24 protein-coding genes are annotated in these 25685 nt (G+C 29.7%); 2 read left to right on the top strand and 22 right to left on the bottom strand.

Going from position 1 to position 25685, the window contains the following annotated elements; translation table 11 throughout:
- The 13 genes from ABXT64_RS08875 to ABXT64_RS08815 all read right to left on the bottom strand — a co-directional run bounded on the left by ABXT64_RS08875 (position 1) and on the right by ABXT64_RS08815 (position 13746).
- On the bottom strand, positions 1 to 708 hold the full coding sequence (locus tag ABXT64_RS08875) for a TylF/MycF/NovP-related O-methyltransferase (RefSeq protein ID WP_443632573.1): 708 nt from the start codon (positions 706 to 708) through the stop codon (positions 1 to 3).
- 7 nt (positions 709 to 715) lie between these two features.
- A complete protein-coding gene (locus tag ABXT64_RS08870) occupies positions 716 to 1570 on the bottom strand; it encodes a class I SAM-dependent methyltransferase (RefSeq protein WP_443632572.1) in 855 nt (284 codons plus the stop codon).
- A 29-nt stretch (positions 1571 to 1599) separates the two neighbouring features.
- Entirely contained in the window at positions 1600 to 2640 is a 1041-nt protein-coding gene (locus tag ABXT64_RS08865) for a glycosyltransferase family 4 protein (protein WP_443632571.1), read from the bottom strand.
- 6 nt (positions 2641 to 2646) lie between these two features.
- A complete protein-coding gene (locus ABXT64_RS08860) occupies positions 2647 to 3516 on the bottom strand; it encodes a glycosyltransferase family 2 protein (protein ID WP_443632570.1) in 870 nt (289 codons plus the stop codon).
- Positions 3517 to 3526: 10 nt separating this feature from the next.
- The gene (locus ABXT64_RS08855; RefSeq protein WP_443632569.1) at positions 3527 to 4390 is read right to left on the bottom strand and encodes a glycosyltransferase family 2 protein; all 864 of its coding nucleotides are present in this window, start codon (positions 4388 to 4390) and stop codon (positions 3527 to 3529) included.
- A complete protein-coding gene (locus tag ABXT64_RS08850) occupies positions 4390 to 5097 on the bottom strand; it encodes a sulfotransferase family 2 domain-containing protein (protein ID WP_443632568.1) in 708 nt (235 codons plus the stop codon). The genes ABXT64_RS08855 and ABXT64_RS08850 overlap by 1 nt, the downstream gene beginning before the upstream one ends.
- Before the next feature lie 13 nt (positions 5098 to 5110).
- On the bottom strand, positions 5111 to 5995 hold the full coding sequence (locus ABXT64_RS08845; RefSeq protein ID WP_443632567.1) for a class I SAM-dependent methyltransferase: 885 nt from the start codon (positions 5993 to 5995) through the stop codon (positions 5111 to 5113).
- 8 nt (positions 5996 to 6003) lie between these two features.
- Complete coding sequence (locus ABXT64_RS08840; protein WP_443632566.1) at positions 6004 to 7278, bottom strand: ABC transporter ATP-binding protein; 1275 nt, start codon at positions 7276 to 7278, stop codon at positions 6004 to 6006.
- On the bottom strand, positions 7278 to 8138 hold the full coding sequence (locus tag ABXT64_RS08835; RefSeq protein WP_443632565.1) for an ABC transporter permease: 861 nt from the start codon (positions 8136 to 8138) through the stop codon (positions 7278 to 7280). Before ABXT64_RS08835 ends, ABXT64_RS08840 begins: the two co-directional genes overlap by 1 nt.
- A gap of 81 nt (positions 8139 to 8219) precedes the next feature.
- A complete protein-coding gene (locus tag ABXT64_RS08830) occupies positions 8220 to 9203 on the bottom strand; it encodes an SDR family oxidoreductase (protein ID WP_443632564.1) in 984 nt (327 codons plus the stop codon).
- Positions 9203 to 10489, bottom strand: coding sequence for a nucleotide sugar dehydrogenase (locus ABXT64_RS08825; RefSeq protein ID WP_443634949.1), 1287 nt, complete (start codon positions 10487 to 10489; stop codon positions 9203 to 9205). The genes ABXT64_RS08830 and ABXT64_RS08825 overlap by 1 nt, the downstream gene beginning before the upstream one ends.
- A 16-nt stretch (positions 10490 to 10505) precedes the next feature.
- Positions 10506 to 12953, bottom strand: coding sequence for a GumC family protein (locus ABXT64_RS08820; protein ID WP_443632563.1), 2448 nt, complete (start codon positions 12951 to 12953; stop codon positions 10506 to 10508).
- A gap of 4 nt (positions 12954 to 12957) precedes the next feature.
- A complete protein-coding gene (locus tag ABXT64_RS08815; RefSeq protein WP_443632562.1) occupies positions 12958 to 13746 on the bottom strand; it encodes a polysaccharide biosynthesis/export family protein in 789 nt (262 codons plus the stop codon).
- Positions 13747 to 13851: 105 nt separating this feature from the next.
- Here ABXT64_RS08815 and ABXT64_RS08810 point away from each other — a divergent pair, with 105 nt between their 5' ends.
- A complete protein-coding gene (locus ABXT64_RS08810; RefSeq protein ID WP_443632561.1) occupies positions 13852 to 15726 on the top strand; it encodes an ABC-F family ATP-binding cassette domain-containing protein in 1875 nt (624 codons plus the stop codon).
- Between the two features lie 69 nt (positions 15727 to 15795).
- Positions 15796 to 16590: an SDR family NAD(P)-dependent oxidoreductase gene (locus ABXT64_RS08805; protein WP_443632560.1), complete on the top strand. Its 795-nt coding sequence runs from the start codon at positions 15796 to 15798 to the stop codon at positions 16588 to 16590.
- Positions 16591 to 16935: 345 nt separating this feature from the next.
- Here the strand turns inward: ABXT64_RS08805 and ABXT64_RS08800 are convergent, their stop codons facing one another.
- From ABXT64_RS08800 to paaC, 9 genes are all read right to left on the bottom strand, one after another.
- Positions 16936 to 18453, bottom strand: a complete 1518-nt coding sequence (locus ABXT64_RS08800) for a T9SS type A sorting domain-containing protein (RefSeq protein ID WP_443632559.1) — start codon at positions 18451 to 18453, stop codon at positions 16936 to 16938.
- A 295-nt stretch (positions 18454 to 18748) separates the two neighbouring features.
- Positions 18749 to 19456, bottom strand: a complete 708-nt coding sequence (locus ABXT64_RS08795) for an alpha/beta hydrolase (RefSeq protein WP_443632558.1) — start codon at positions 19454 to 19456, stop codon at positions 18749 to 18751.
- A gap of 106 nt (positions 19457 to 19562) precedes the next feature.
- A complete protein-coding gene (locus tag ABXT64_RS08790) occupies positions 19563 to 20423 on the bottom strand; it encodes an alpha/beta hydrolase (RefSeq protein ID WP_443632557.1) in 861 nt (286 codons plus the stop codon).
- A gap of 34 nt (positions 20424 to 20457) precedes the next feature.
- A complete protein-coding gene (locus ABXT64_RS08785; protein WP_443632556.1) occupies positions 20458 to 21696 on the bottom strand; it encodes a glycosyltransferase in 1239 nt (412 codons plus the stop codon).
- A 10-nt stretch (positions 21697 to 21706) separates the two neighbouring features.
- Positions 21707 to 22114 carry a PaaI family thioesterase gene (locus ABXT64_RS08780; protein ID WP_443632555.1) on the bottom strand — a complete coding sequence of 136 codons (408 nt, stop codon included), beginning with the start codon at positions 22112 to 22114 and terminating at the stop codon, positions 21707 to 21709.
- On the bottom strand, positions 22115 to 23311 hold the full coding sequence (locus tag ABXT64_RS08775; protein ID WP_443632554.1) for a 3-hydroxyacyl-CoA dehydrogenase NAD-binding domain-containing protein: 1197 nt from the start codon (positions 23309 to 23311) through the stop codon (positions 22115 to 22117).
- 124 nt (positions 23312 to 23435) lie between these two features.
- Positions 23436 to 24221 (bottom strand): enoyl-CoA hydratase-related protein, encoded by a 786-nt coding sequence (locus tag ABXT64_RS08770; protein ID WP_443632553.1) that lies wholly within the window; start codon positions 24219 to 24221, stop codon positions 23436 to 23438.
- Positions 24222 to 24256: 35 nt separating this feature from the next.
- Entirely contained in the window at positions 24257 to 24757 is a 501-nt protein-coding gene (gene paaD, locus ABXT64_RS08765) for a 1,2-phenylacetyl-CoA epoxidase subunit PaaD (RefSeq protein WP_443632552.1), read from the bottom strand.
- A 109-nt stretch (positions 24758 to 24866) separates the two neighbouring features.
- Positions 24867 to 25649, bottom strand: a complete 783-nt coding sequence (gene paaC / locus ABXT64_RS08760; protein WP_443634948.1) for a 1,2-phenylacetyl-CoA epoxidase subunit PaaC — start codon at positions 25647 to 25649, stop codon at positions 24867 to 24869.
- Between the last annotated feature and the right edge of the window lie 36 nt (positions 25650 to 25685).

The raw sequence follows: 25685 nt of genomic DNA, 5'->3' as shown, positions 1-25685 counted from the left end.
TTATTTTATTTTCTCAATTACTAATCGTTCTTCTTGAATAAAATTATAATTAGCTATTTTATCATTAAAATAATCATCCACAGCTTTTTTACAACCAGAATAACAATAATAATCATCTATTATTAATACACCTCCAACAACTAAATAAGGCTCAATTCTTTGCAGCGAAACTAACACAGAATCATACCAATCACAATCTATATGAGCCATTGCAACCTCATCATTAATTTTTAAAGTATCCTCATAATATCCTTTTATTAATTGAATATTAGTTAAATCAATACCAAACGATTTAAAGCTATTTTTCACTTTATTATATAAGTCTTTTTCATAACCATAATATTTATTTCCACTGATTCCTTTAGATACTCCTTTTTTAATAACATTAAATCTATTATGCACATCTTCACCATCATTTTCTGTAGGTTCAGGCATCATTTCAAAAGAGTCATACACATTAAATTGCCTGTCTTTACTTTTAAGTTTCCCAATTAATATAGAGCTTCCACCTAAGGCACACCCTGTTTCTATTATACTCCCCTCGATGTTATTTTTTTCTATCTTTTTAACTGAATTTCCAAGCAATAACAATGCTTTATGTGATAAATACGTTAGTTTCTTTTGAGATACTTTTCTAGCAATATCATCTACATTATCAAACGCAATAATTCTTTTTATTTTTCTTAATACACGAATGATAATATTCATTCTATTTTTATTTTTTTGGAAATTTATAAATAATTGTTTGTGTTCTTGCTAACTCATATTGTAAAAACTTCGGTAGAACACGTTCAGCTTTATACGCTTTTTCTCTAAATTTTCTATTCCATTTAGCCTTAGGAAACAACCTATTAAAACGTTCAATAGATCCTATAGAAATTATATCAACTTCTTTAAAATATTTCAAACCAAATTTTTTATAATGCTTACCACTATTATCTCTATCTGGATGTGGATCTTCTAGTTTCCATTGTTTAAATTTTTTAGCTTTTAATGAAGAAGGTCTTCCAGGTACAGGAACCATCCACCTTAAACCGTCAAGAAGTTTATTATTTACTGCTGGCTCTACAAACCGCACTATTCCTTTGGGTTTTAAACAAGCTTGTATTTTTTCTAAAAATTGCAACTCTATATCGTGTGGTAAATGATGTACAAATGCCTTACCTATGACATAATCAAAATCCGTTTCGTTAAATTCTGCTTTTAAAAAATCACCATTAATATATTTAATAGGATAGTCAAAAGTAGCCTCATCATTGATTTTATTAATTACATCATTAATCTTACTTGAGATATCATTTGCATATACTTTTGCTCCTAGTGCTGCCATAACAGATGCATTATAACAATTACCACAACCTAACTCTAAAATTTTCTTGCCCTTTATTTGCTTTGCAAATCCATTATAATACATACAAACCCAAGAAGTATCTATTTTAGTTACTTCATTTAAATATGCATCAACATTATTTACAATCTTTAATATCTTTTTAATATTAACGTCAGTATAAAGCTTGTCGTAATGCAATTTATTTTGTTGAGTAACTTCTTCTGATAGTGGGGTCGACATTTAGCTATCTTATTTTTTTAGAAATTTAATTAATTTATAGCACAATAGCTATAAAAATCATTTACTTGCTTTGCTACATTTTTCCAATCAAATTGTTTTGATGCCTCTATAGACATTAAACTCATTTTATTTAATTTATCTTCATTTTTAAGCAAGGCCACTGTAGTATCAATTAAAAAATCATCATCTCCTTTTGGGACTAAGATTGCATTCTTATCATTTACATATCCATAGTTTCCTCCTACATCTGAAGAAATTATTGGAAGTCCCATTGCCATTGCTTCTAATATTGAATTACAAGCAGTGCTATTTAACATTGGTAAAAAAAGTGCTGTTGCATTTTGGTAATATTGTTTCAAATCAATATCATTTACTTTACTAAACACTTTTACAGCATTATGAGGTTCAATATACTTCATATATGAGCTATGAAGAATAACATTGACTTTTAAATCTGGTATTTTTTCAGCAATCTTTGGAATACAATAGTTAAAAGATTTAAAGTCTCTTAAATGCTGTCCTACAAAGAGAAGGGTGCTTTCTTCTCTTTTAGTATTATCTGGTGTAAAAAAGTTAGTATCAATTCCATGAGGAATAAACTTTACATTATCGATATTAAGCCAATCCTTGATAAAATCGACTTGATTTGGGCCTACGCATATAGCTCCATCTAACATTTTTAAATATTTTGTTTTAGGAATTTGTTTTTTCAATATCTCATTAGGCTTATGAAATGTTCCAATAAATGTATCTTTAGTGTAATACCATTTTTGATTGATTGCAAACCTAATATCGCGCTCTGCATTAAGATAATGAATTATACTTTTTTTATCTTTATACTTAGTCAATACTTTAAAAAGCTCTGCCTCTTTTTCAACACTATCTGTATTATATTCTCCCTTTTTCTTATCTAAATTAGATGCAATAAATTTAGCAATTCTATAAGGAACTATATTTTTAGATTTTCCAGAAGGTATGGCTATTGTATCTTCTAAAAAATCTATAAGCCTGCTATATCCTGAATAACCAGAATGATGCTTTGAACGATGACCTACTATTATTTTTTTCAAAAGATTTTAAATTTCTTTATTACTTTTTAAATAATTTATATAAATAGACAAATAAGTTAAACTTATTTTCTGATTAAAACTTAATCTATTTTTAATTTTATTAAACCTCTGTGTTAACCTTTTTTTAATTTGATTATTAAACTCTCCAGGCACTGCTTTTGAGATCTTCTTCAATAAAAATGCCTGCTCATTAAAGTATTTCTTATAATAGTTTATATCCTTCTTTGAAAGATTAGAAAGCCCATCTTTCTTTCTTCTAAAATAACTATTTGTAGTTGGAGTATAAACTATTTTTTTTTCTAGAAAATTTTCAAAATAAAACATCATATCACCAATAATATCAAAAGATGAAAAGTTCATACTTTCTTTATTAAGAATCTCCCTTTTAAAAACTACTGAACTTACATTACCAATTGGACAATAATCAATAAAATGTTCAGGTTTTAAGGAATTTGTATTATAGGTAAATTGAAAATGATTGCGTAACTCTTCTTCGGTTTTAATATTATCAGTCAATATTATAGTTTTAGCAACTGTAATATCATTTTGTTCTAATGCTTTTACCTGTTCTTCAAGAAAATTTAAATCGCAAGTATCATCACTTTCTGCTATCCAAATATATTCTCCTGTTGCCAGTCCTATTCCTTTATTCCATTGTTTAAATGGAGATCCACTGTTTTCATCATTTATAATGAAATGAGTTGCTTTTTCATTTTTAGCATACGCTACTAAAATTTCTTTGCTATTATCTGTAGAGTTATCATCCAATAATATTACCTCAAAACTCTGAAAAGATTGATTAAAAATAGAATCTAACCTTTCTTTTAAATAAGGAGCATGATTATAATTGGGTACTATTACAGAAACTTTTATCATAATTGAAGATTCAATTTCTTTTTAATTTATTAAAAAACTTTCGTATACTTTTAAAAATAAACACCTCTTTTAGCAACTTTTTCTGTTGGTTTTTATCTAAATGAAAATAAATTTTCTTTAAAAATATTTTAGGCAATAATTGTTTGTCTATAGTTGTAATATTTTTATTTGTTTGAGTCGCCTGCTCATTATGTAATCTAAACTTAACTAACTCTTCACTGACAAATGCAATAGTAAAATAAGGCATTAATCGATACCAATACTCAACATCTAGTGTCTGCTTTAGTTGAGTACTAAAATACCCTACTTTATCAAAACACTTTTTATTTAATAATACAGCTGTGGGTTCACCAATTTTATTCATTGGTTGTTCTAATAATAAAGGATCTTTTAAATATGTTTTACCATCTATTACACCTTCCGTTAACTTTAGTTTTCCCCAATGATTATGGAGAGATCCGAAACGTTTCACCCACATAGTATCATTTTTATCATTTACATTATAAACAATTTCTCTTTTACTATAAACCAAACCTACATTATCATTTTTTTTAGCTACATCAACCATTCGTTCAATACAAGTAGGCATCAACACATCATCTTGAAATAGAAATTTTATATAATCCCCATTAGATTTTTTAACTGAATTATTCCAATTAGCTCCAATTCCTTTTGGATCATGATTATAAACAAACACAGGGAAATTCACCTCTTTTTTAAACTTTTCAACTAAAGACAATGTATTATCTGAGGAAGCATCATCACTTACAATAACTTCAATATTATTATACGTTTGGGCCTTAATAGAATCCAATGCTTCTTGCAAAAAAGTAGCACCATTATAAGTTGGAATACATATTGAAACTAAAGCCATTACTTAATTAATTGTTTTGATGATTGAAACAATTTTATGTGATCAAAAAATGTTTTCTTATCCTCGAATTTATATTTTAAATAATCAATATCATTTTCATAGTTATCATGAATCAACCTTTTTCTATAACTATTATAAAACTTCGAATAATGGGAGAATATTTTCTTTCCAACATTATGCTTTTCACTTTCTAAATCGATTTTAATGTTTAATTCTTTAAATAAAACTGGTAGCTCATTTTTTAAACTTTCAAAGCGAATTATTTTATCATATTTCACTTCTTCTCCATCAATATAAAAATAATCTAATTGTTTATTTAAATGGTCTCCTCTATATTGCTTACCATCTTTTTGAGTTAAGACTTCTAAAAAAGGCCCCTTTTTATTTATAAAACTTTTAAAACTATCTGATTTATTAATCTCTTTAGACATCCAAATATAATCCGACAAAGCTCTATCCCATGGATTTCTAACAATTATAAACTTATAATAATCATTCCATTGTTCTTTCGTAATAAACCCATAGTCTAACAATTCTTGAGGAGTAGCATGTTGTAAGTAAAGATTATGTTCTTTATTCCAACCAAAAAGATTTTTATTATTTTTTTCTGAATTATCTGCAATATCAAGTCCAAAAACCTTTTCAATAGAAGAGCCTGCACATTTTGAAATATGAATAAATATGCATTTATGTTTATGAGAAATCATTTTTTTTATTAAGCTAAATCTTTTCGAAAATTAATATATCTTGAAAATAAACACCTGGTTCTTCTTTCCAATTTCCATTATAATAATTCACCATTTTCAACCCACTCTTAGCTAATAGTAATGACATACCTTTTTTTGTAACTCCAATAGCATTTTCAGGTATTTTTAATTGTTCTGGATAATACCAATCTTTAGAACCATAGGCAGATTTGTTAAATACCCAATCTTTTTGATTTGTCATATGATATACACCCTTTTTATTTTCTCTTTCATTTATTGAAGAATAATATATATCATCTAAATAGAAAAATGTTAATATAGCTTTAGCATTCTTCTTCAAAACACGTGAGATTTCATTAAAATAAAACATGGCATCCTCCTCATTAAAATGGGTCCAAACAGATAGTGCTGTTACTAAATCTTGGGAATTGGATTCAACATCCCAGTGTTGTTTTATTTTATTTTGGTTTTTAGCATACATAGCATTATTTACATCAAAATGTAAAAACTTTAAGTTTCTATTTTGACTATATTGCATATTACAATATTCAATATTAAATTTATCTACATCTATTCCCAAATATTCTCCTCCTTTATCAACAAAATTTTGAGAAGCCAAGCCTAACAACCCAGTTCCACAACCTATATCTAAAATCTTATTACCATCTTTTTTGTCTAAGTTTTGATAAATAACCGTTTGAAATATTCCAATTACATGTGCCCATTCTGCATAAGAAATTTTACCACCAATTCTATTCTTAAGATTAGGAATCAAGCTAAGGTTATTAGTTCTTAATACGCTACTTTTATCAAATTCAAGAAATTTTAAATCTAATAGATCATTACTTTCTTTCTTGATAAGAATTTTCTTTAATTTATTTTTTAGTTTATTAATCATTATGTAGTTTAAATTTCTTCCCAATTATAATCTAACAAAATTTTACCAATATTTTCTTTTGAGGGTATTTTTCCGCTTTGATAATAATCTCCATTATTTATTTCAACATTATAAAAATCTGTATTCTCATATAGTAAATCTTTATTAAGTAGATTAATTATTTCTATTCCTATTCTATAATTTCCTGGAGCAATTTGGATTTTATCAATTTGACATTGAAAATTTATTTTGGAATTTGCTTCTAAATTAAACTGACCATTTTTCATAAATGTATTTATTGTAGTAATTAAATTTTCTTTTCTATCAAAAAACTGATATCTCAAATTGATTAACTTATTACTATCAATGTTTAAAAGCTCAATATTAAATTTATAATTTAATCCAATTACCATATTATTTACTTCATTATCAAAACCATCAGTTATTATAAAATTCTTAATTGTTATTTTTCTAGCTTTAATAGGAAAATTATTAACTATCTGTACAGAATTAGATTTTTCTAAATAATATGTTATTCCTTCGACAACAGTTCCATTAAAACAAATACTCCCATTTGATAAAACTATACATCTAGTACATAATTGTTGTACCGATTCCATATTATGACTCACAAATAGTACTGTTCTACCTTCTCCTTTAGAGATATCTTGCATTTTACCAATTGCCTTTTTTTGAAACTCTGCATCACCCACTGCCAATACCTCATCAATAACTAAAATATCTGGTTCTAGATGAGCTGCTACAGCAAAAGCTAATCTAACACGCATACCACTACTGTATCTTTTAACCGGAGTATCGATATACATTTCGCATCCAGAAAACTCTATAATTTCATCTATTTTTACACTAATTTCAGCTTTGGTCATCCCTAAAATAGCACCATTTAAATAGATGTTTTCTTTTCCTGTAAGCTCGGGATGAAATCCGGTACCCACCTCTAATAACGAAGCGATTCTACCTTTTGTTTTTATGCTTCCTGTTGTAGGACTCGTTACTCTAGATAGTATTTTTAATAAGGTAGACTTTCCAGCGCCATTTTTACCGATGATCCCAAGTACTTCTCCTTTTTCAACTTCAAAATTTATATCTTGTAATGCCCAAACATAATCTTCTTTTGCTTTAGCACTTCGCTTATTTACAGCACCCACTTTTAAATAGGGATCTTCTTTACCTCGAATTCGATACCAAAATCTATTTAAATCATGAGACAATGTTCCGGTTCCTACCAATCCCAATCGGTATTGTTTGCTAATATTTTCTATTTTAAGAATCGTTTCTTTCATTAAACTGTATCTATAAATGTTTTTTCGGTTCGATTAAAAATAATCAAGCCTAGCAAAAATGTAATGATCGTAAATGATAATGCATAAATAAACCCTGACCATGTAAAAACTCCTGTATCTACTAACATAAATCGAAAACCTTCTATGATTTGTGCTACTGGATTATACTCTAACAGCCACGCATATTGTGGTTGTTTTTCTTGTATTTCACTCATAGGAAATGGAACTGCAGATATATACATTAATAAAGATACTGCAAAAGCTACTAACATCGTTAAATCTCTATACTTTGTAGTTAATGCAGAGATAATCATACCAATCCCTAAGCCTAAAAAAGCCATCATTAACACATAAACAGGAAACAATAGAATATTACTGTTGGGTGAAATTAAAAACCCCTGTGACAAGTAATACACATAAAAAACAACAAGAATCAATAGTTGTATCCCAAATTTAACCAAATTGGAAATGACTACTGATAAGGGCATAATAAATCTTGGAAAATAAACTTTCCCAAAAATATTTTGATTGCTTCTAAAAGTATTTGAGGTTCCGGTAAGGCACACTTTAAAATAGTTCCACGCAGTAATACCTGTTAAATTAAATAAAAATGGAGGGATATCTCCAGTAGGTATATTTGCAATGTTATTAAAAACCAAGGTAAATATAACTGAAGTAAATAATGGCTGAATAAAAAACCATAAAGGTCCTAAAATCGTTTGTTTATAAACAGTTGTAATATCACGTTTCACAAACAGCACTAATAAATCACGATACCGCCAAATCTCTTTAAAATTGAGATCGATGAGCTTGTGTTTTGAAGATATTTCGTATAACCAAGTTTCTTTACTGGCTCTCATTTATTTTTAGATTAATTTTTTGAGACATTCAAAAATAAGGGAAAACTTGGAAAAGCAAGGGGGAATCAAATTATATTTAAATTACAATTTATTGAAAGTTTCCCAGGTAATTTTTAATCCATCTTTTACTGAAAATAATGGATTGTATTGCAACAAATTTTTAGCCTTATCAATATTTGCTAACGAATCTCTTACATCTCCTTTTCTTGGAGCTATATTCTTTGCTTTTATGTTTATTTCAGAAATATTTTTCAACTCATCCCACAATACATTTAAACTAATTCGTTCTCCGTAGGCAATATTAAAAACTTCATTGACAGCTTTTTCTGAAGCAAAAAATGCTCTAACATTTGCCTGTACCGCATTTTCAACATAAGTAAAATCACGCGTTTGCTCACCATCGCCATGAATCAAAGGAGCTTCATTGTCCTTTAAACATTGCATAAGTAATGGTATCACTGCTGCGTAGGCTCCATTAGGACTTTGCTTAGGACCAAACACATTAAAATAACGAAGCCCTATGATTTCAATTCCATAGGTTTTATGAAAAACATCGGCATACAACTCGTTTACTAATTTGGTAACCGCATAAGGTGATATTGGCTTCCCTATAACACCCTCAACCTTAGGAAGTGATTTACTGTCTCCATAGGTTGAACTTGAAGCGGCATACACTAATCTTTTTACAGATTGGCTGTCTTTTTGCGCAACCAACATATTTAAAAATCCTGAAACATTTACATCATTAGATCTTATTGGATCATCTATAGACCTTGGCACAGAACCTAAAGCTGCTTGATGAGAAACATAATCTATATCTTCAAGTGCTTTTTTACAGGTCTCTAAATCTCTTATATCGCCTTCTATAAATTCGAAAGCAGGATGGAATAAAAATTCCTCTATATTTTTTTTGTATCCATTTGATAAGTTATCTAACACGCGAACTTTTTTAGCTCCGTATTTCAAAAGATAGGCTACTAAATTTGAACCAATAAAACCAGCTCCCCCAGTAATAAGAAAACTTAAATTTGATAAATCTACTGTATGATATTTGTTTTCAAACATTATAATCTGCCGTCTACTTTATTTTTAGGAAGAAATGATTTTACATCAAAAACTACTGAATTAGCTGTGATATATTCATCGATATTAAAATCTTCAAACTCTTTATGAGCTACAGTTAATATAATAGCTTCATACTTAGATTTTAATTGACTTTCTTTTGAAAGTAATGAAATATTAAATTCATGTTTTACTTCATCTTCATTTGCCCAAGGATCAAAAACATCTATATTTAATTTGTATTTTTTTAATTCAGAAATAACATCAATTACTTTACTATTTCTAATATCCGGACAATTTTCCTTGAAAGTAACACCTAAAATTAAAACATTACCATCTTTAACTTTGGCCTCTTTTGCAATCATTAGTTTAACTACTTCTTGAGCAACATAATTACCCATTCCGTCATTCATTCGTCTACCTGCTAAAATAATTTCAGGATTATACCCCTCTTCTAATGCTTTTTGAGCTAAATAATAAGGGTCAACACCTATACAGTGTCCTCCAACTAAACCAGGCGTAAATTTTAAAAAATTCCATTTGGTTGCTGCAGCTTCTAGGACAGCTTGAGTATCAATATCTAAAAGTCTAAATATTTTTGACAATTCATTTACGAAAGCAATGTTAATATCCCGTTGAGAGTTCTCAATCACTTTAGCCGCTTCAGCAACTTTAATAGAAGGTGCTAAATGCGTTCCAGCGGTAATTATTGAAGCATATAAATTATCTATATACTTTGCAGATTCTGGCGTTGAGCCTGAAGTCACTTTTAAAATTTTGGTGACTGTATGTTTTTTATCCCCTGGATTTATCCTTTCTGGGGAATATCCTGCATAAAAATCTTTATTAAAACTTAAACCAGAATGAGATTCTAGTATAGGCACACAAACATCTTCAGTTACACCAGGATACACTGTAGATTCATAAATAACGATGTCTCCTTCTTTTAAAACATTACCTATCGTTTCACTTGCCTTTATTAAAGGAGTTAATACAGGTTGATTGTATTTATTTGTAGGCGTTGGAACTGTCACAACAAATATGGTAGCCTCTGCTATTTGGGAAACTTTATCTGTTATTATTAATTTCGAAGTATTTGAATCGTTCTGTTGAACTTTCAACAATTGTTCTTTTGAAATCTCTAATGTATTGTCAATACCAACCTTCAGGTCTTCAACTCGTTTTGAATTGATATCAAACCCTAAAACTTTATATTTTTCAGCAAATGCAACTGCTAATGGTAATCCAACGTAACCTAATCCAATAATGGCTATTGTAGGGTTTTCTATCACAAGTAATATTTTTTTATTCTTTATTATCTAATTTTAAAAAATCTTTAATCTTTCTTAGTAAAGATTTTTTTTCATCATTTTCATGATAGCTGTTTCCGTACGATCCATAACCATAGCCGTAACCATAACCGTATTTTTCTTTTTCTTCAAAAAAGTTTAACACAAAACTAATATTAGTTACTTCTCCTTTTTTATACTTGTCATTTATTATGCTAAACATACCTTTCTTAGTATAGTTTTGACGAACCATATAAATCGTTGCATCAACAAATTTCGTTAATTCTAATGCATCTGCAACGAGTCCTAAAGGAGGGGAATCTAAAATAATATAATCGTATTCTTTTTTTAATTCTGAAATAAGTTCTTCCATCGCTTCACCCATCAATAATTCTGAAGGATTTGGCGGTATTGGACCAGAAGTGATTACATCTAAATGATCTAATTGGGTTTTTTGAATGATATCTGACAATGAGGCATCATGGATTAAATAATTTACAACCCCAATAGTATTATCAATATCAAAATCACCAAATATTTTAGGTTTTCTTAAATCCAATCCAACAATGACTGTTTTCTTTTTACTTAATGAAAAAACAGAAGCTATATTGATGGAGCAAAATGTTTTTCCTTCACCACTAACAGAGGAAGTTACCAGAACCGTTTTAGCTCCTTCAAGTCCTTGCTTTTTGTACATAAATTGTAAACTAGAACGAATTCCTCTAAAAGCTTCAGCTATAGATGATTTTGGTTTATTTAGTACCGCTAAATTATTTTCTAATCTACTCTTTCCAATTACTCCTAAAATAGGTATTCTAGAAAGCCTTTCAATATCTTTTACTGAACTAATTTTTGTGTCAAAAAACACCTTTAAAAAAATAAAAAGTATAGGAATAAAAAGCCCAAACAAAATTGCTAATAAATAATTAAACTGGGTATTTGGACCTACTTTAGCTCCACCAGTATCTTTCGCAGAATCTATTACTAGAACATCACTTACATTTGCAGCTTTAACAAGTCCAGCTTCACTTCTCTTCTCTAAAAATAAATTATAGGTTCCTTGACTTAAATTATATCTTCTTTCAATTTTTAATAGCTCTTGTTGTTCCTTAGGCAATCTTCTAATTTCACTTTCAAATCTGTTTATATCTTGTTTTATTTTATTTAACTCTATGTTTTTCAGGCTTTTTGAAGAATTAATGTTTTCTAATAGCACATCCTTTACAGCATTAATTTGACGGTCTATATCTTTAAATATGGGCGCATCATCTTTATACGAATATTCTAACTTAGTTCTTTGTTCTGCTAACTGAATAATCCTTCCAACACCACCAATTACACTACTTTCTTTAATCCCTGCTACCGAAGGAGCTGGTACTTGACGGTAATCATTTCGGTTAATTAAATAACCCTCTAAAATAGTATAGTAATTTAGTTCGCGATTAACTCCTTCTTCCCTTAAATCAAGAGTATTAAGTTTTTGAGTAATATCTTCCCCTTCAATCTCTAAATCATAAATATCATTTTTGTTTTTAAATTTATTTAACTCATCCTCTACATCGATTAATTCTTTCGATTTATAGGCAAGGCTGCTATCAATAAATTTAATTGTCTTTGTAGCAAATAAATTTTTTCGTTCCAACATGTTTTCACTCAATACATCAACAGAACCATTAAGATAATCTACTATTCTATTCTTATTTTTCCCTAAAAGGCTTAATTTCAAGACTGATGACCCTCTAGAAATAGGTGTTATTTTAATGGTAAGAAAACTTTTTACCGCAGAATCAAAATTCAATAAGCTAAAGTAGTAGGGTATATTAGCTTGTACCTCTAATTTTAGATTTGGCATAATTGTGCCTTTAAAAAAAGGTTCATCTATTTTCTCTCCAAGTTTATAATCTGAACTAAATTCTCCTGGATTGATAAAAATAATTTTATTTTCTTTTGAACTATATTTTTGAAGAGAAACATTTCCCCCTGTAAAAGTGGTACTTAAATTAAAAGTTACAGAGTCTTTAAAAACAACTTTTAACTGTTTATTTAATATTTGAAATTGAGAAGTATCAATAGAAATTGAAAACGGAGTGTTTTTATAAGCATCTTCTTGTTGGTACTTTCCATCTTTATAATAATTTAGATAATACTGTAAGCGCTCTACCACTTTCTCATTATGAGAACGAGATTGCAATGTAATTACAGAGGTATTCACTTTGTCTGTAGTACCTCCCCAATTAAAAGTTAAACTTGTATTTGAAGTAAAAAATGGATTCTGATCGTCTTTTATTGAGATCAAATTTTCAATTTGGTATACAGGCAACTTTCTTACATTGATATAATATGCAATACTAAAACCTATGGCTATAGATATTAAAAATAAAGGCCAATAATTAAGAAGTTTAAAAAGAAAACTTTTTATATCGAAAGTTGAATGGACATCATTTATTTCAAAATCTTCATTCATTTTCTTATAATTTAGTAAATAATAAAATGGTTGTCGCTAATGCTGTTACTATTGTCAATATGGTCGTAAATGATTGTAATCCTGTTGTCCCAGCTCCAATTGATTTTTGAGGTAATGGGTTTATTAATATTAGATCATTGGGCTGCACATAATAATACGGAGAATTAATTGCATCAATGGTCGTTAAATCGATATGATGCACTTTTTGTCCTAAAGGATATTGTCGTATAATAACAACATTCGATTTATCTCCAGTAACTGGAATATCTCCACTATTTGCAATAGCTTCCATAATACTTACCTGATCTCTATAAATTATTCGAGAACCTGGCCCCGAAATTTCTCCATTGATTGTATATCGAATACCTGCTAATTTAACCGTAACAAAAATATTAGCTTCAGGTTTAAAAAAATCCTTAAGCAATCTTGCTTCAATACCTTTTCTTACTTCCTCAACGGTATATCCAAGTACTGCTATATCTCCTAAACTAGGAATTCTGACATTCCCATGAGGATCTACAACAAAACCATCATAATATAACCTTTCTTCTCCTGTTGCATTTAAGTTTGCATTATTAATTGGGTTGAAGATACCTACTGTTTCTTGATCCAATGCCTTAACACGTATACTTAAAAGATCATTAACCTGAAGCCTATAAGGCTCTTGCATTTTTTTTATAGAAACTAAACTATCTTCAGCAATATTATTTTCTTGTAAATAAGTAAGTTGTTTTGTAGAAATGCAAGAAGAAAAACATAGTGCAACAAAAATAAACAGATATGCAGGTTTCATATAAGATTGGCTTGTTAATAAGCAAATATAGACTAACGTGAGTAATAATAAAATTAATTTCATTCTAAGTGATGAAAAAGGAGTTATTTTGCAAAAAAAAGAAACGTGAATTATCTGTCTGTTGAAAATATATCAAAATCCTATGGTGAAAGAGTTTTATTTCAAAATATTTCTTTCGGAATAAGTGCAGGTCAAAAAATTGGCTTTGTAGCTAAAAATGGAACCGGTAAAACTTCCATTCTTAATATTATATCAGGATTAGATACTCCCGATGAAGGAAACATAGTGGTTCGTAAAGACATTACGGTTTCATACCTTCCACAGGAACCAATCCTTAATCCAAATTTAACGATTGAAGAGATTATTAATACCTCTGAAAATAAAATCATTAAAGTGATTGCAGATTATGAAAAATCCTTGCTTGACCCAGATGATTCGGAAACATTACAAATAGCTTTTGATGCAATGGAATCCCATCATGCTTGGGATTTTGAAACTAAATACAAGCAAATATTATTCAAATTAAATTTAGAAGATTTAGATCAAAAAGTTAATACACTTAGTGGAGGTCAAAAGAAACGTTTAGCTCTTGCCAATGCATTATTAGCACAGCCAGATTTACTTATAATGGATGAACCTACTAACCATTTAGATCTTGAAATGATTGAATGGCTAGAAAACTTTTTTGCCAAAGAGAACATTACGCTATTTATGGTAACACATGATCGTTTTTTTCTTGAACGAGTATGTAATGAAATTGTTGAACTAGACGAAGGAAAATTATATGGTTACAAAGGAAATTATAGCTACTATCTTGAAAAAAGAGATGCTCGAATAGAAAATTTCGTAAGTGAAACTGCAAAAGCTAAGCAGCTATATAATAAAGAATTAGCATGGATGCGCAGACAACCTAAAGCTAGAACTACTAAAAGTAAATCGAGAATTGATGATTTTTCAGAAATTAAAGATAAAGCCCACCAACGAAGAAATGACCATGAAGTTCAGTTAGAATTAAACATGGAACGCCTAGGTACTAAAGTAGTAGAGTTGCATAATGTATCTATGCAATATGACAATAATCTGCTTTTTAATAATTTTGAATATAATTTTCTACGAGGAGAACGAATAGGCATCATTGGTAAAAATGGTACAGGAAAATCTACCTTATTAAATATTATAACAGGAAGTTTAACACCCAATGCTGGAAAAGTAGTCATTGGAGATACTGTAAAATTTGGATATTATACACAAAAAGGCATTTCAATAAAGGAAGGTCAAAAAGTAATAGACGTAGTTAGAGAGTTTGGAGATTATATCCCCTTAAAAAAAGGACGTCAAATATCTGCTCAACAATTACTAGAACGTTTTTTATTTGATAGAAAAAAACAATATGATTTTGTCGATAAATTAAGTGGAGGGGAAAGAAAAAGACTTTATCTATGTACTGTTCTTATTCAAAACCCTAACTTTTTAATTCTCGATGAACCTACCAATGACCTAGATATTGTGACCCTAAATGTGTTGGAGAATTTCTTACTAGATTTCCCTGGGTGCTTAATAGTAGTTTCGCATGATCGTTATTTTATGGATAAAATTGTTGATCATTTATTTGTTTTTAAGGGTGATGGTGCTTTTGAAGATTTTCCTGGAAATTATTCAGATTATAGAATTTATGAGGACAGTAAAATTTCAGAAAAAAGAATTGAAAAAACGAATGCAAGCAAACCAAAAAAAGAATGGAAAATCACAAATACTAAATCAAAATTAAGCTATAACGAACAAAAAGAATACAACAAGCTTGAAAAGATAATTGCTGCATTAGAATCTAAAAAAGAAGGGCTAGAAATCAAGTTTTCTACTGAAGATTGGGATGCTGAAGAAATAAATAAACAGTCAACTATTCTACAACAAGTAATTAAGGATATTGAAGCTAAAACTGAACGTTGGTTTATACTCTCAGCAAAACAAGAAGGAGAATAATTTTAAAAATAATGCTTCAACTAATTCTAAATGAATTAACTTACAGTCTCTTTCAAGCTTAACTAACATATGAATAATAAAACAGCATTAGTAACCGGCGCGGCCTCTGGTCTTGGATACGAATTTGCAGTTTTATTAGCTAAAGATTCTTATAACTTAATACTCATTGATATTGATTCTGAAAATTTAGAAGGCACAAAAAAAGAATTAGAAAGTCTTTATCAAACACAAGTTACCATTTTAGTAAAAGATTTAAGTACTGCTGAAATAGCGAATGAAATTTACAATGAAATTCAAGATAAATCTATTGATGTATTAATCAATAATGCAGGGTTTGGTTTATTTGGCACTTTTTCAAAAACCAATTGGCAACGTGAATCAGCAATGCTTCATTTGCATATAATGACGACCACACACCTCACAAAGCTTTTATTAAATGGTATGGTTGAACGAGGCAAAGGTAGAATTCTAAATATATCTTCATTAGCTGCATTTCAACCTGGACCATTAATGGCAATTTATTATGCTTCAAAAGCATATATTTTATCTTTTTCTGAAGCCATTGCTAATGAGCTAAAAGGAACGGGAGTAACCGTAACTGTTTTATGTCCTGGACAAACAAAAACATCGTTCCAACAAGTAGTTTCAAAACAAAATTGCGATAATAAAATCAGCTTCAATATGGCTTGTCCTGTTCAAGTTGCGAAATATGGTTACAATGCTATGATGCAAGGTAAAACGGTTGTTGTTCCTGGTTTTTTTAATAAATTTCTGTCTAAATTACCAAGACTAATGCCTAGAAAAACCTCAGCATCTATTGTGAGAAAAATTCAAGAAAAAAACAGAGAAGGATCGTTGAACTAAAGAAGGTTCTATCAAAAATATTTCGAGTTTTATTTAATGATTATTCAATCATTAGCAATTTTTATTAAACTACCTTGATGTAGAGCGTATTTTTCCTTGTCATTCTGGCGAAATCGCAAGATTCATGAATTCATTATTATAAAAGTATTATACAATGAATAATGCCAGAATCCATTAAACATTAGCACTATCAACATGATGGATTCCCAGTCACACTTCGACTTCGCTCAGTGGGGCAATTGAGAATGACAAGTGTGGTGTCATTCAGAGGGAAGAATGACCGAAGAATCTATTTATATAATTATTAGAGATTCCTCATTAGCATTCGGAATGACAAAGAAATCCTTACTCTTTCACTACCTTTTTAGTAATTCTACCTTGTTCTGTTTCTAGTTGCACAAATAGTAAACCACTTTTAAGATGTGATACATCAATAGAATTAAATTGTTCTTTTTCATGAAGCACCAATCTACCTAAGACATCATAGATTTTGACAGATATTATTTGAGTAGAAGAAGTATTATCAATTGTTAAGATATTTGATACTGGATTTGGAAGTAGAGTAAAAGATTCATTAAAAAAGTCATTTACCCCAAATGAGCAATCTTCACTAAAAGAAGTCCAATCATCAACATTCCAATCGGAAGCATTATTTGCATACTCTACATCATCAACTTCAATACAAAATAAATTGGGGCTATCAAAAGTTAACAATGTTTCTAAATTCTCATTATTTCCATTTTTAATATTTAATAAATTAATTTGATTGTCAAAAATTATTATTTCCTTAATATTAATATTATAACTTAAGTCAAGTTCTATAAGATTAGTACTATATGAAATTAATATTTCTAATAATGAATTATTAGAAATATTAATTTCTAAGATATTACTATTTTCAATATATAATTCTTTTAAATTAATATTGTTAGTAGTATTTATTGTAGTTAACAAATTCATTCCGCAACCTAAATATTCTAAGGCGATATTATTTGTTATATCTAAATTTTCAATATTATTAGTAGTTATAGAAAAATCTTTTAAATTAATATTTTGAGAAACATCGATTGTAGTTAATTTATTTTGTTGAATGTGTAATATTTCTAAATTAATATTATTGTTTACATTTAAACTTGATAAATTCATATCAATAGCTTCTAACCAAATTAAATTTACATTATTAGAAACATCTAATTGATTTATGGGATTATTATGACACCAAAACTGTTCTAATTTTAAATTCTGTGAAGTATCAATATCACTTATCTGATGGCCATTACATCGCAACCTTTTTAATTCTTTAAAATCTTCTAAGCCTTCCAAACTAAATATATCTTCTGAAATAATATTTAAAAAAATATTTGTCAAGTTTTCGATACGATGTGTAAAAACCAAATCATTATTTGTTATATCATCACCAAAGCCTAAATCTTCTATATATCCTTCAAAAACATTATCTGGTATTGTTGTGGTTGCTGTATTATCATATGGATAATCAAATGAAATGACACCAATATCAACCTGATTAGATAATGAACATGGTAGTGTAGCATCGCCATCTCCATAAAGATCAACCTGTAAAATATAGGTGCTATGTCCCTCAGGCAGACTTATATCATACGATTGATAATCATATACTTCCTCCTGAGCAACCGTATTTAAATAGCATAATGACACCGTAATTGTATTATCTAGATAGCTTATAGATGAACTCCCAAATGATGAAAACTGCCAATTATGAACCAAAGTATTTAAAATAACCTCGTTATCTCCATTTGGTTCTATGTAAAAATTCATTAATTCTTGGCTATAGCTATAGCTTTTAATTAATAATAGCATTATTAATAGAAATAACTTTTTCATTTTAACATTTATAAAATTATAATAGGTTACTAAAATAGTAACTTAAAGTAGAATTAAACATTATTGTATTACTAGTTGTTTAGAGTCTATTAAATTACCATCACAAATTAAAGATACAAAATAAATCCCCATTGGATATGCACTTACATCAATTTCTGCTTCTAACAAATTTATATCAATAATATGATTATAGGTATTATTTGTATTTTGATTTGTTAAAACTAGATATGCAGAATTTGCATCTTCAGCTATATAATTATTAGAGATTCCTCATTAGCATTCGGAATGACAAAAACTACTTCTCTAAGGCTGAATCAATAGTATCTAGATATTCATCAAAACCAATTAAATCATTGTGCCCTCCGCCTGGAATTTTAATAAATGATTTATTCTTTATTTGAATTGTATCAAAAAGTTGCGCTCCCATATTAAAGTCTATCACCTTATCATTTGTTCCATGAAAAATTGAAATTGGAGCACTTACTTTTGTAATATATTCATTTGTAGGAAAGGTATAATGTAATAAAGATCGTACTGGCAGAAATGGAAAACGAGATTTACCAACTTCTGCAATATTATAAAAAGGGGATTCTAAAATTAGATTTTTAGGCTGATTCCTTGACGCAACATACGTAGCGAAGGTTGTACCCAAGCTTCTACCATAAAGCGTTATGTCTTTTTCTGAATAATGCTCTTTCATATATGCATACCATAACTCACTATCTGCATATAGTTTTTCCATGGATTTCTTCCCTCTACTTTTACCATAACCACGATAATCCATCACAACAACATCATATCCTTTTTCAATAAAAAAGCTTGTTATCGCACCCCAACGTTGTAAATCTCCTGCATTTCCATGATAATATAGTATCGCTCCTTTAGGGTTTTCTGATTTAAAATGAAGTCCGTTTAATTTAGCACCATCCTTTGTATCAAGAAAAATTTCTTGATAGGGGTTCTCCATAACATATACATGTTCTTGTGGAAGAATAGTAGGCATAAATATTAGGCTCTCTTGGAAAAAATATAACACACCACAAAGTAAACCATATATATTGAGGAGAACAAAACTGAAAATAAATAATTTCTTTTTATTTAAACGCATATTATTTTTTAGAAGAATGGACTACTTGATAACTACTTCCTTCAAGGTTTTGCTTTTCATCCTTAGAAATTAATATTTCATGTAACATTTTATGATAGCTTTCAAAGTTATTTAAATTTTTATGCCCTCCACCAATTACCGTATATAATCTTGTTCGTTTTGGTTTGATTTGCGATAGTTTTACACTTGTTTTATATGGAATTAATTTATCGTCGGTTCCATGAATAATATGGATGGGGCAATTAACATATTTCAGCCATTTATAGGTTGGTAGCGGATATTTCATAATAATTGAAAATGGCATAAAAGGCATATAACGTGCAGTTACTTTCTTTAAACTATAATAGGGCGCATCTAGAATTAATTTTGCAGGATTATTCATAGAAGCCAATTTTGCAGCAAAGCCAGAACCTAAACTCCTTCCATAAATAATGATATGTTTTTCATCTATACGTTCACGCATCTTATTATAAACATATTGTAAATCATTTTTAATGGCTTTCTGACTTCTTCTCCCAGTACTCTTTCCAAACCCTCTATAATCGACCATAACCACATCAAAATTATGACGTGTAAAATCTACAGCAAACTTCCCCCAACCCTTAATACTTTTACTATTTCCTTTTAAATACAAGACAATACCTTGTGGGTTATCGACTTTAAAATGCAGGCCATTAATAATTGCACCATCCCGAGTTTCTAAATGATACTCTTCTGTAACTTGATGCTCATAATAAAACTGAAAATCTTTTGGTAATTTTTCAGGTTTAAACAAAATATAGTCCTGCAAATAGTATAGCAATACACTAACTACCACATAAACAATTAAAATAAAAACTAGTATTGAGATCCAATAAGCCATTGGTCTAATTTAGTGAATATAAAATTTGATTGAGCTATTGACTTTTCTTATTTTTTTCTTCGATCCATTTACTCATATATTGAGTACTTTTTAAGGTGTGATGTTGAAGAATTTGACCCATAAAATTTGAATTCCTGTGAAGTTTTAGATTTTCTTCAATTTCTGAAATTTTTTTTAAAAAAGCATCTTTAAAAATTGACTTCTGAAACCGTTGATTAATGATTTGAAAGCCTTGTTTTTGTGTTACTTCCCATTGTTCTTCTGAAGTGTATAATTGAACCGCTGCTCGTGCAAAACTCTCTGTATCTTCTGAAACTATCCCTGAATAATTTAAATCTCCATGCATTCCTTCAGCGCCAATTGATGTTGTGATTGAAGGGGTTCCCCATTTCATAGCATCCAACAACTTCCCTTTTAATCCTGCTCCAAATCGTAAAGGAGCCAAACAAATTTTCGAAGAAGACATTACTTTTGATAGATTTTCAGCCCATCCTTTAATCAAAAAACCTTCTTTCTCATTGTGCAATGCTGAAATTTGCTGAGGAGCATAATTTCCATATATATTTAAAATTGCATTTGGTAATTGTTTTCTAATAAACGGCCAAATCTCCTTTTTTAAATACAATACCGAATCAACATTAGGTGCATGCAATAAATTACCAAGGGTCATAAAATCGTTGCGTTCTTCAAATGATGGTAAAGAGTTTATTATTTCTTCGGAAATGTGTTCCTCTAGAAAAGGCAAATAAAGCAGAATGTCTTTATTGATTTGAAATTTATTCTGAAGTAAATTCAGTTCAAATTCAGAAATTATAAGCGTTAGATCACAGCGATAGATACTTGCAATTTCGCGTTTTGCAGTTTCAGAATATAAATCAGCATTTTCAATACCATCTTTAGATTTAAAAGCTTTCTCCCTTGCCTTACGGAGAAAGTGTAAATCTTCTGTATCTAATATTTTTAAGGTATTTGGGCATTGCTTAGAAACTCTCCAGCCAAATTGTTCTTCCGTAATATAACGATCAAATAAAACAGCAGTCGGATTCAGTTTTACGATACATTCATCAAAACTTGAATCATTTAATTGAATAGAAACCCTATCAATATTTAAATTTTCAAATGATTCAGATTTTTCAGAAACAGTGGCTGTAGATGCAAATGTAATGCTGTAATTATCTTCCTGAAATAGTTGCAATAATTGCATCATTCTAGAACCCGCGGCAGTTGTAGAGGGTTCAGGGAATGTATGTCCTATAACAAGAAGTGTTTTCAAATTTGTGATTTTATTTCCAGTCTTTTGAAGTTCTATACACAACTCCTTTAAATAGAGCAACTAGTTCTTCGCCTCTTTTAATCTCGACAATATTAAAACCAATTTTTGTGTTCACTTTTTCAATAACTGATTCAGCAATTAAATAATCACCTTCATTTATAGCTTCAATATGATTAATGGAAGTTTCGATAGAAACAGCATATTTTCCATGGGTATTTGCAGTAAAACCAAAAGCTGTATCCGCTAATGCATAGGTAATACCACCATGCGCATAATTCATGCTATTGAGCATATCTTTTCTTACGGTTAAAGCAACTTTGCATTTCCCAACTTCACATGCTAATATTTCCATTCCAAGGCTTTTACTAAAAGCATCAAGACTTAACATTTTATGTGGAATTTTATCTCCTGCTAACATTTAAAAGAAGTTTTTATTATCGCGATTCATTTTACGAAGTAATGGAGAACAACGGTAACGATCTTCATGGTATTCACCGTACAGAGCATCTAATTTAGATACACACCAATCTATCCCTTTTTCATCTGCCCATGCCAATAGTCCTTTTGGATAATTAACTCCTTTTGTCATCGCACTATCGATATCTTCTGCTGAAGCGATATTTAGAAATAACGCATCTGCTGCTTCATTGATCAACATTACTAACACTCTATCAAAAATACTATTCGCTAATTCTGAATCTTCTTTCGGCAATGGTTTTACTGCATTTTCAGAATAATCATAATATCCTTTTCCACTTTTTCTACCTAAATACCCTGCTTCACTAAAGCGTTTTTGAGTAAATGCTGGTTTATATCTTGGGTCGAAATAAAAAGAGGTAAACACTGTTTCAGTAACGGTATAATTGACATCGTTTCCTATAAAATCCATTAATTCAAATGGCCCCATTCTAAAACCACCTTTGCTTTTTAACGCCCAATCAATGGTGACGAAATCAGCTAATCCTTCTTCGTAAATTCGCAAAGATTCCCCGTAAAAAGGACGAGCCACTCTGTTTACAATAAAGCCTGGAGTATCTTTTGCTACTGCTACTACTTTCCCCCAATCTTTAATTGTTTGAACGGAACGGTTTAATACTTCTTCTGAAGTTTGTATCGCTGGAATCACCTCAACTAATTTCATTAAAGGAGCAGGGTTAAAAAAATGTATTCCTACACAACGTTCCGGTTTTTTTAAAGAAGAGGCAATCGATGCAATTGAAAGACTTGAGGTATTTGAAGCAATAATACAATCTTCAGAAACATAGCTTTCTAATTCAGAAAACACCTTTTGTTTTATATCTAAATTTTCAATAATTGCTTCTATGGTTAAATTTGAATCACCTAATTCTTTTAATGAATTTACGTATTGAATATTTCCCTGAATTCTTGATTTCTCTGGTCCATCAATTCTTCCTTTTTCAATTAGACGATTTAATATTTTTTCTAAAGAGGCTTTTGCCTTGTCTAGTGCTTCTAGCTTTGTATCAAACAGTTTTACATGACATCCAGCAGTAGCTGCGACTTGTGCAATACCGCTTCCCATGGTTCCTCCGCCAATAATTCCAACAGTTTTTATTGATGATTGGTGATTGTTAATTGAGTCTTTATTTGTCATTATTTTTTTATTGTAATGAGATCCTGAATCAAGTTCAGGATGACAAAGAATTATTGTAATTATACGTTTCGCATTGATTTAATCTTTATTCTAAAAGCGAAGCGTTCTATCTTCTAATATCTATTTAGTTTCCTTTAAAATTAGGTTTTCTTTTTTCTACAAAAGAACTAACACCTTCATTATAATCATTAGACTGCGCAGCTTCAATTTGAAATTTTGACTCCATTTCTAATTGTTCATTTAAGCTATTTGTCATTGAATTATTCAATAATTGTTTCGTCAGGCCTAAAGCTTTCGTTGGCATTTTGGCCATTTTTTCAGCAAGTACAGTGACTTCAGCATTAAAGTCTTCAGCACTATAAACTTTATAAATCATTCCTAAGTGTTCAGCCTCTTCAGCTGAAACTTTATCGCCTAACATCATTAAAGCAGATGCTTTTTGAAATCCAATAAGTCTTGGTAAAAAGAAAGTCCCACCACTATCTGGAACTAATCCTATTTTACTAAATGCTTGAATAAAACTAGCTCTTTCCGAAGCTACAACAATATCACAAGCCAATGCTATGTTTGCTCCCGCTCCTGCCGCAACACCATTTACTGCAGCAATAACTGGTTTAGAAATACTTCTAATTTTTTTAATTATCGGATTGTAATGTTCTTCCAATATAACTTTAAAACCTGGATTTAATTCTGGAGTCGTTACTTCTTTTAAATCCTGTCCCGCACAAAATGCTTTTCCATTTCCTGAAAGAACAATTGCTCTTACTTCATTGTTTTCAGCACAACGATCTAATTCACTTTGCAAGCGCAAAGCCATTTCTCTATTGAAACTATTAAAAACTTCGGGTCTATTTAATGTTAAAAATGCTACACTGTTTGAAATGATTACTTCTATCGATGGTGTACTCATATAATTTAAGCTGTTTTATTTAAAATTATTCTTGTCTATTTTAGACATTTAAAATAATCGAATGGTTCTTTACAGTCTTCACATTTAAAAAACGCTTTGCAAGCTGTAGAACCAAACTGACTTACTAAAATAGTATTTGTTGAGCTACATTGAGGGCATTTTACGATTTTTTTATTTCCAAGAAGCGCTTCTTTATCTGCATGCTCATTTAGAGGAGCTGCAATTCCATATTCTTCTAAGGCTTTTCTTCCTTTCGTAGTAATCCAATCGGTGGTCCAAGCGGGAGATAAAATCAGTTCTACTTTAGCTTTCATTCCTTCATTTTCAAAAGCAGCGATAATATCATCTGCGATAACATCCATTGCTGGACATCCTGAATAGGTAGGAGTTATTTTAATTTGAACTATTTCGTTTTCTATATATGCTTCTCGAACTACTCCCATCTCTAAAATAGCCAATACTGGGATTTCAGGATCTGAAACCGTTGCTAAAATAGTTTTTAAATGCTTGTCTATATTTGGCTGTTCTGCAATCATCTGTTCTCAATACGTTTTGCTTCACAAAATACTCGAACTGACATTATTTTTTTCTTCTTATTAATGTCTAATATCTAGAAGTGAAGCGGTCTAGCATCTCATTTCTATTTTACCATTTCATATTTGGATAGGTACGTTGCATAAATTGCAAATCTGCTAAAATATACCCCATATGTTCACTGTGTATTCCTATTTTTCCTCCTTTTTTGAAATACTGATTCTCTGGAACTTCTATCGTTGCTTCTTTTAATACTTCTGAAACTCTTGCGTAATATTCAGCTTTTAATTCAGTTACATCAACTCCAACACCCATAGTATTCATTTGTGAATCATCTTCAGTAACTTCAAATAATTCATCGGTATAAGCCCAAAGATCATTTATTGCTGTTTGAATTTTATCATGACTTTCCGAAGTACCATCCCCTAATCTTTTAATCCAATCTGAAGAAAAACGTTGATGATAACTCACTTCTTTTATGCTTTTTGTTGCAATAGCAGCTAACGTTTCATCGCTACTAGATTGAAGCTTCTGTAATAATAGATAATGATACACATCGAAATAAAATTGGCGTGCAATGACATAACCAAAATGCTGGTTAGGTTGTTCTACCAATAATACATTTAAATATTCTCTTTCTGTTCTTAGAAAAGCGATATCATCTTCCGTTTTATCATCACCAACAATTTTTGCAATGTATTGGTAATAGTTACGGGTTTGTCCTAATAAATCTAATGAAATGTTTGTTAATGCAATATCTGTTTCTAAGGCAGGACCATGTCCACATAACTCACCCAAACGCTGTCCTAAAATAAGAGAGTTGTCCGCGATTCCTAAAATATATTTTACTAAATGATTGTTTTTCATCTGTTTAAGTTTTTGTGATTTCTTGATGGGATCCTGAAACTAATTCAGGATGACAACAAGTTG

The organism is Candidatus Marifrigoribacter sp. Uisw_064 (assembly GCF_047730175.1).
Classification (GTDB): Bacteria; Bacteroidota; Bacteroidia; order Flavobacteriales; family Flavobacteriaceae; genus Marifrigoribacter.
This window is presented reverse-complemented; position numbering and strand designations above follow the sequence as displayed.